1 protein-coding gene is annotated in these 8,783 nt (G+C 74.8%); it reads right to left on the reverse strand.

What is annotated here, in order from left to right; all coding sequences use genetic code 11:
• Positions 1-8,783, reverse strand: an 8,783-nt coding sequence (locus BG452_RS24235; RefSeq protein WP_188306477.1) for a type I polyketide synthase, incomplete at both ends; no start/stop codon positions are given.

The following is an 8,783-nucleotide window of genomic DNA, read 5'->3' on the forward strand; positions in this document are numbered from 1 at the left end:
GCGTCGGCCGCGGCCAACGCCAGCCCACCGGACGCCGACGGCGCCAGCCGGACCCGCAGCGCGGACGCCCCGGAGGCGTGCAGCGCGACGTGCTCCCACGCGAACGGCACCCCGGCGCCGCTCTCGCCGGCACCGCCCTCCCCAGGAGTGCCGCCCACGGCGAGCGTGTGCAGGCAGGCGTCGAACAGGGCCGGGTGCAGGCCGTAGGCGCCGCCCTCGACGCCCTCGGGCAGGGCGACGTCCGCGAAGAGCTCGTCGCCGCGGCGCCAGACCGCCCGGAGGCCCTGGAACGCCGGGCCGTACCCGAACCCGGCGTCCGCCAGGCCGTCGTAGAGGCCGGTCAGGTCGACCTGCTCGGCGCCCGCCGGCGGCCACACGGAGGCGTCGAACGCCGTCGGTGCCGTGCCCGTCCCCGTGCCCAGCACACCGCCGGCGTGCAGGGTCCACGGGTGCGGGCCGCCCGAACCGGGCCGGGAGTGGACGGTCACAGGCCGGCGGCCCGCGTCGTCCGGCGCCCCGACGGCGACCTGGAGCTGCACGGCGGCCGTCCCCGGGAGGACCAGCGGCGCGGCGAGCGTCAGCTCCTCGACGACGTCGCAACCGACCTCGTCGCCCGCGCGCACGGCCAGCTCGACCAGCGCCGTGCCCGGCACCAGGACCGAGCCCATGACGACGTGGTCCGCCGCCCACGGGTGGGAGCGCACCGACAGCCGACCGGTGAACAGGAGGCCGTCGCTGTCCGCCAGCTCCAGCGAGCCGGTGAGCAGCGGGTGTTCGGCGTTCCTGAGCCCGGCGGACTCGGCGCCCCGGCCGCCGGCCAGGCCGGTCGGCCAGTAGTCCCGGTGCTCGAACGGGTAGGTCGGGAGCTCGGCGAGGTGCCGGCCCGCTCCGGCGAGCAGGGCCCGCCAGTCGACCTTCACGCCGTGGACGTGCAGGCCTGCGAGGGCCCGGAGGAGGCTCGCCTCCTCGGGGCGGTCCTTGCGGAGCGCCGGGGTGGCCACGGTGTCGGCGTCCTCGGGCAGCGCGCCCGCGGTGAGGGCGGTGAGGACGGCGTCGGGGCCGAGTTCGAGATAGCGGCGGACGCCGGCCTCGTGGAGGGTCCGGATGCCGTCGGCGAAGCGGACGGCCTCGCGGACGTGGCGCACCCAGTAGTCGGGGGCGCACAGATCCGTACCCAGTTCACCGGTGAGGTTGGAGACGACGGGAATCGAAGGGGCTTGGTACGTCAGCCCGTTGAGGACCGTACGGAAGTCCTCCAGCATCGGGTCCATCAGCGGCGAGTGGAACGCGTGGGACACCCGCAGCCGCGTGGTCCGGCGGTCGGCGAAGTGCGCCTCGACCGCCGCGACGGCGTCTTCCGCGCCCGAGACCACGATCGAGCGCGGACCGTTGACGGCCGCGATCGACACGAACTCGCCCAGCAGCGGCAGGACTTCGTCCTCCGTCGCCTGCACGGCCAGCATCGCACCACCGGACGGCAGTGCCTGCATCAGACGGCCGCGAGCAGCCACCAGCGCGCAGGCGTCCGCCAGCGAGAACACCCCGGCCACGTGCGCCGCGGCCACCTCACCGATCGAGTGCCCGGCCACGAACTCCGCACGGACGCCCAGCGATTCGACGAGCCGGTAGAGCGCCACCTCGACGGCGAACAAACCGGCCTGGGCGTAAGCGGTCTGGCTCAGCAGCTCCGCGTCCGAACCCCACACGACGTCCCGAAGCGGAAGCTCCAGCGCCTCGCACACCTCGTCGAAGGCCCGGGCGAACACCGGGAACCGTTCGTACAACTCCCGCCCCATGCCGAGCCGTTGCGAGCCCTGTCCGGAGAACAGGAAAGCCGTCCTGCCGTCGGCCGCGACCCCCCGGGCCACTTCCACGCCGTCCACGAGCACGGTGCGGTGCGGCAGCGCCGACCGTCCGGCCAGGGTGAACGCCACGTCGGCGGCGCGGAGCTCGTCGGCGTCCGTGAGCCGCACGAGCTGCGCGTCCAGCGCCGCCTCCGACTTGGCGGACACCACCCACGGCACCAGGCCGGGGGCCGCCCGGTCCTCCGTCTCCCCCGATGCGGGCAGTTCCAGGATGACGTGCGCGTTGGTGCCGCTGATCCCGAAGGACGACACGCCCGCGCGGCGCGGGTGGTCGGTGGCCGGCCAGTCGGTGCGCTCGGTGAGCAGCTCGACGGCGCCGGCCGTCCAGTCGACATGGGTGGAGGGCGAGTCGATGTGCAGGGACTGCGGGAGCACTCCGTGCTGCATCGCCAGCACCATCTTGATCACACCGGCGACGCCGGCCGCGGCCTGGGAATGGCCGATGTTCGACTTGATCGAGCCGAGCAGCAGCGGGACGTCACGGTCCTGCCCGTACGTCGCCAGGAGCGCCTGTGCCTCGATCGGGTCGCCCAGCGTCGTGCCCGTGCCGTGCGCCTCGACGGCGTCGACGTCGGCGGTCGACAGCCCGGCGCTCGCGAGGGCCTGCCGGATCACCCGCTGCTGCGACGGGCCGTTCGGCGCGGTGAGGCCGTTGGACGCACCGTCCTGGTTGACGGCGCTCCCCCGCAGAACGGCAAGGACGCGATGCCCGTTGCGACGGGCGTCCGACAGGCGCTCCAGCACCACCATGCCGATGCCCTCGCCCCAGCCGACGCCGTCCGCCGCCTCGGCGAAGGCCTTGCTGCGGCCGTCGGCGGCCAGGCCGCGCTGCCGGGAGAACTCGACGAACGTCGCCGGGGTGGACATCACGGTGACGCCGCCGGCCAGGGCCAGCGTGCACTCACCGCTGCGCAGCGCCTGCGCGGCCAGGTGCATCGCCACCAGGGAGGAGGAGCACGCCGTGTCGACGGTCACCGCCGGTCCCTCCAGGCCCAGCGTGTAGGACACCCGGCCCGAGGCCACGCTTCCCGCGCTGCCGCTGCCCTGGTGCCCCTCGAACTCACGGCCGCCGAGCAGGTTCGCGTAGTCCGCGTACATCACGCCCGCGAACACTCCCGTCCGGCTGCCGCGCAGCGACACCGGGTCGATCCCGGCCCGCTCGAGCGCCTCCCACGAGGTCTCCAGCAGCAGGCGCTGCTGCGCGTCCGTCGCCAGCGCCTCACGCGGGCTCATCCCGAAGAACGCCGCGTCGAACGCCGCCGCCTCCCGCAGGAACCCGCCCGTGCGGGTGTAGGACGTGCCGCTGTGCTCCGGGTCCGGGTCGTAGAGGGTCTCGACGTCCCAGCCACGGTCGGCCGGGAACTCCGACACCGCGTCCACGCCGTCGGCTACCAGCCGCCACAGGTCCTCCGGCGACGCCACGCCACCGGGGTAGCGACAGGCCATCCCGACGAGGACGATCGGGTCGTCGGAGGGCACCGGCAGGGCCGCCGGTCGCAGGTCCGCCGTCTCCGGGGCGCCGAACAGGCCCTCCAGCAGGAAGCGCGCGAGCGCGTCGGCGGTCGGGTAGTCGAACACGACGGTGGCCGACAGCCGGAGACCGGTCACGGACTTCAGCCGGTTGCGCAGTTCGACCGCCGTGAGCGAGTCGAAGCCGAGGTCATGGAACGCCCGCGACGGGTCCACCGTCGACCGGCCGTCGTGGCCCAGCACCACGGCGATCTGGTCACGCACCAGGTCCAGGACCGCCGCACCCCGCTCGTCCGCGCCCAGGCCCGACAACCGCCGGGTCAGATCGACCGCAGCGGGGGCCGTGGCCGCCCGGCGCACCGGGGTCCGGACCAGGCCGCGCAGCAGAGCGGGGGCGTCGCCCCGCTCCCGGAGAACAGGAAGGTCGAGCCGGACGGGGAGGACGACCGGCTCGACGCCGGTGGCGACCGCGTCGAACAGTGCCAGCCCGTGCTCCGGACCGAGCGGCGGCACTCCGGCGCGGGTCATCCGCTCGCGCTCGGCGTCGGTGAGGGTGCCGGTCATTCCGGCCACGTCGGACCAGGGGCCCCAGGCCAGCGAGACGGCGGGCAGGCCGAGCGAACGCCGGTGCAGTGCCAGCGCGTCCAGGTAGGCATTGCCCGCCGCATAGGCGCCCTGGCCCGCGCTGCCGAACGTGCCGGCCATCGACGAGAACAGGACGAAGGCGTCGACGTTGTCGGCGGCCCGGTGGAGGTTCCACGCGGCGTCCGCCTTCGGGCGCAGGACGGCGGAGACCCTCTCGGGGGTCAGCGAGCTGACCACACCGTCGTCGAGCACCCCCGCCGTGTGGACGACCGCGCGGATCTCGTGCCGGGCGAACAGCTCGGCGACGGCGGCCTCATCGGCCACGTCACACGCCTCGACCGCCACGTCCGCGCCGAGTGCAGCCAGCTCGGCGAGCAGCGCGTCGACGCCCTCGGCGTCCGCGCCGCGACGGCTGACCAGCAGCAGGCTGCGCACGCCGTGCTCCGCCGCGAGATGCCGGGCGACCAGACGGCCGAGGCCGCCCGTACCGCCGGTGATCAGAACCGTCCCCTCACCCCGCCACACGGTCGCGTCGGGCGTCGGTTCGGTCCGGGCGAGCCGGGCCGCGAGGATCTCCCCGTCGCGGACCAGCAGCTGCGGCTCGTCCACGCCCAGGGCGGCGGGCGGCAGTTCTTCCGAACCGGCCAGATCCACCAGGCCGAACCGGCCCGGCTCCTCCGACATCGCCGACCGCACCAGACCCCACACCGCAGCGCCCGGCAGGTCCTCGCCCGCCACCACGCCACGCGTCACGAACACCAGCCGCGAGCCCGCGAAACGCTCCTCCGCCAGCCAGCCCTGCACCAGCTCCAGCGCCTGCGCCGTCCGCGCGTGCACGTCGTCGTCGACGGCGGCCGTCTCGATGACCACCACCGGCGGCACCTCCGCCGGCACCTCCGCCAGCGACTCCACCGCCACGAACTCCGGCGCCTCGGAGACCTTCACCGGCACCCAGTTCACCCGGAAGAGTTCGTCCCGGCCCACCCGCGTCCCAGCAGCCGGCTGCTCGGCGGCGATCGGGCGCACCGTCAGCGCGCCGACCGAGGCCACCGGCCTGCCGTCGGCGTCGGCCAGGGCGAGCGCCAGCTCGCCGGAGGCCGACCGCGTCAGGCGCACCCGCACCGCGGACGCCCCGGAGGCGTGCAGCGCCACGTTCTCCCACGCGAACGGCACCCCGCCGACCTCGCCGGAGCCCGCCAAGGCGAAGCCGTGGAGGCAGGCGTCGAACAGCGCCGGGTGCAGGCCGAAGCCGCTTCCGTCGGTGCCCTCGGGCAGGGCGACCTCCGCGAAGAGCTCGTCCCCGCGCCGCCAGGCGGCCTGGAGGCCCTGGAACGCCGGGCCGTACCCGAACCCGGCCTCCGCCAGACCCTCGTACAGCCCGGCCGTGTCGACCACCTCCGCGTCGGACGGCGGCCACACCGCGGCGTCGAACGCCGGCGGCACCGCGCCCGAGCCCAGCACGCCACTCGCGTGCAGGGTCCAGACCGGATCCGGACCGGTGTCCGCCGTGGAGTGGATGCCGACCGCGCGACGGCCGGACTCGTCCGGCTCGGCCAGGCGCACCTGGATCCGGACGGACCCGTCCTCGGGCAGGACCAGCGGTGCGGCCATGGTCAGCTCCTCGACCAGGTCGCAGCCGGCCTCGTCGCCGGCGCGCACCGCCAGCTCCACCAGCGCCGTGCCCGGCACCAGGACCGAGCCCGCGACGACATGGTCCGCCAGCCACCCGTGCGACCGGGCCGACAGCCGGCCGGTGAGCACCAGCCCGGCGGTACCGGCCAGTTCGAGCGAGCCGGTGAGTAGCGGGTGCTCGGCGTTCCGGAGCCCGGCGGACTCGGCCGTGGGGAAGAACGCCGAGGCGTCCGTCCAGAAGCGGCGGTGCTGGAAGGCGTACGTCGGCAGGGCGATCCGGCGGGCGCCCGTCCCCTCGTAGAGGCCGGACCAGTCCACCGGGACGCCGAGCACGTGGAGGCGGGCCAGCGCCTCGACGACGGTCCGCTCCTCGTCGCGGCCGCGGCGCAGCGCCGGGACCGCTTCGGCCTCGGCGTCGGGCAGCGCGCTCGCGGTGAGGGCGGTGAGGACGGCGTCGGGGCCGAGTTCGAGGAAACGGTTGACGCCGGCCTCGTGGAGGGTCCGGATGCCGTCGGCGAAGCGGACGGCCTCGCGGACGTGGCGCACCCAGTAGTCGGGGGCGCAAAGATCCGTACCCAGTTCGCCGGTGAGGTTGGAGACGACGGGAATCGACGGCGCGTGGTACGTCAGCCCGTCGAGGACCGTACGGAAGTCCGCCAGCATCGGGTCCATCAGCGGCGAGTGGAACGCGTGCGAAACCCGTAGGTGGGACGTCCTGCGGTCGGCGAAGTGGGCCTCGATCGCCGAGACGGCCTCCTCCGTGCCGGACACGACGATCGAGCGCGGGCCGTTGACGGCCGCGATCGACACGAACTCACCCAGCAGCGGCAGGACTTCGTCCTCCGTCGCCTGCACGGCCAGCATCGCGCCGCCTTCCGGCAGCGCCTGCATCAGCCGGCCGCGAGCGGCCACCAGCGTGCAGGCGTCCGCGAGCGAGAACACCCCGGCCACGTGCGCCGCGGCCACCTCACCGATCGAGTGCCCGGCCACGAACTCCGGCCGCACACCCAGCGATTCGATGAGCCGGAACAGCGCCACCTCGACCGCGAACAGGCCCGCCTGGACGTACTCCGTCCGGTTCAGCAGCTCCGCGTCCGCACCCCACACCACCTCGCGCACAGGCACGTCCAGACCCGCGCACACCTCATCGAACGCCTCCGCGAACACCGGGAAGCGCGCAGACAACTCGCGCCCCATGCCGAGCCGCTGCGTCCCCTGCCCGGAGAAGAGGAAGGCCACCCGCCCGCTCGTCGCGACGCCGGTCAGCGCCTCGCCGTCCACGACCGCCCGGATGCCGGCGCGGAGTTGCTCCGGCCCGTCGCCGACCACGGCGACGCGGTGTTCGAGCGCGGCACGGGTCGTCGCCAGCGAGTACGCGACGTCCATCGGACGGGCGTCGGCGTCGGCCGCGAGCAGCCGCTCGGCCTGCGCCCGCAGGGCCTCCGGGGTCACGGCGGACAGCAGCCACGGGACAGCCCCCGGTTCGACCTCCGGCACCACCGTGGACGGGACGGCCGCCGGGGCCTCCTCGATGATCACGTGGGCGTTGGTACCGCTGATGCCGAAGGAGGACACGCCGGCGCGGCGCGGACGGTCGCCCGCAGCCCAGGGCCGGGGTTCGGTCAGCAGCCGGACGGCCCCCTCCGACCAGTCCACGTTCGCGCTCGGCTCGTCCACGTGCAGTGTCGACGGCAGCTCGCCGTTGTGCATCGCGAGCACCATCTTGATCACACCGGCGACACCGGCCGCGGCCTGGGTGTGGCCGATGTTCGACTTGATCGAGCCGAGGAGGAGGGGCAGTTCCTCGGGGCGGCCCTGGCCGTACGTCGCGAGCAGGGCCTGTGCCTCGATCGGGTCACCCAGTGTCGTACCGGTGCCGTGCGCCTCGACCACGTCGACCTGGTCGGCGCCGAGGCGGGCGTTGGCGAGCGCTTGCCGGATCACCCGCTGCTGCGACGGGCCGTTCGGCGCCGTCAGGCCGTTCGACGCACCGTCCTGGTTCACCGCGCTGCCCCGCACGAGCGCCAGGACCGGGTGCCCGTTGCGCAGGGCGTCCGACAGCCGCTCGACGACCAGGAAGCCGGCGCCTTCGGCGAAGCCGGTGCCGTCGGCGGCGGTCGCGAAGGACTTGCACCGTCCGTCCGGGGCCAGCGCGCCCTGTCGGCCGAACTCGGCGAACACGCCCGGCGTGGCCATGACGGTCACGCCGCCCGTGATCGCGAGCGAGCAGTCGCCCTGCCGCAGCGCCTGGACGGCCAGGTGCAGCGCGACCAGCGAGGAGGAGCAGGCGGTGTCCACCGCGACCGCCGGCCCCTCCAGGCCGAGCTCGTACGAGACGCGGCCGGCCACGACGCTGCCGTTGCCGTCACTGCCCGGGTAGTCGTGGTACATCACCCCGGCGAAGACGCCGGTGCGGGTGCCGCGCAGGCCGGTCGGGTCGATGCCGGCGCGCTCCAGTGCCTCCCAGGAGAGCTCCAGGGTGAGCCGCTGCTGGGGGTCCATCGCGAGGGCCTCGCGCGGGGAGATCCCGAAGAAGCCGGGGTCGAACTCGGCGGCGCCGTCGAGGAATCCGCCCTCGCGGGTGTAGTACGAGCCCTCGGTGCGGAGCGCGGACAGGTCCCAGCCGCGATCGGCGGGGAACGGGGAGATCGCGTCCCCGCCGGAGGTCACCAGGCGCCACAGCTCCTCGGGCGTGGTCACCCCGCCCGGGTAGCGGCAGGACATACCGACGATCGCGATCGGGTCGTGGCGGACGTCCGTCGCCGTCCCGGGGCGGTCCGTCGCCGTCGGATGGACGGGACGGCCCCGGTCGTCGGCCAGATCGAGCAGGGCGTCGACCAGGCCGGCGTCACGGAGGCGGCGGGTCGGGATCGACTGCAGCGCGGCGCGCAGGTCGGCCTCCGTGTCCGGCCCGTCCCCGCTCGCGGCTCCGGTCCGGGCCGCCAGCTCGGTGACGATGTGGCCCGTCACCGCCTCGGCGTTCGGGTGGTCGAAGGCGAGGGTCGCGGGCAGGCGCAGGCCGGTCAGGGTGTTGAGCTGGTTGCGCAGGTCGGTCGCGGCGAGGGAGTCGAAGCCGAGCTCCTGGAACGCGCGGTCCGGCTCGATCGCGTCGCCCGACTCGTGGCCGAGCAGCCCGGCCACCCGGGCCCGGACGAGGTCGAGGACGATCCGTCGCTGCTCCGCCTCCGGCAGCCCGGCGAGCCGGGCCGCGAGGCCGTCGGCCGGAGATCG

It is taken from the genome of Streptomyces sp. CBMA123 (assembly GCF_014596465.1).
In the GTDB taxonomy this organism is placed as follows: domain Bacteria; phylum Actinomycetota; class Actinomycetes; order Streptomycetales; family Streptomycetaceae; genus Kitasatospora.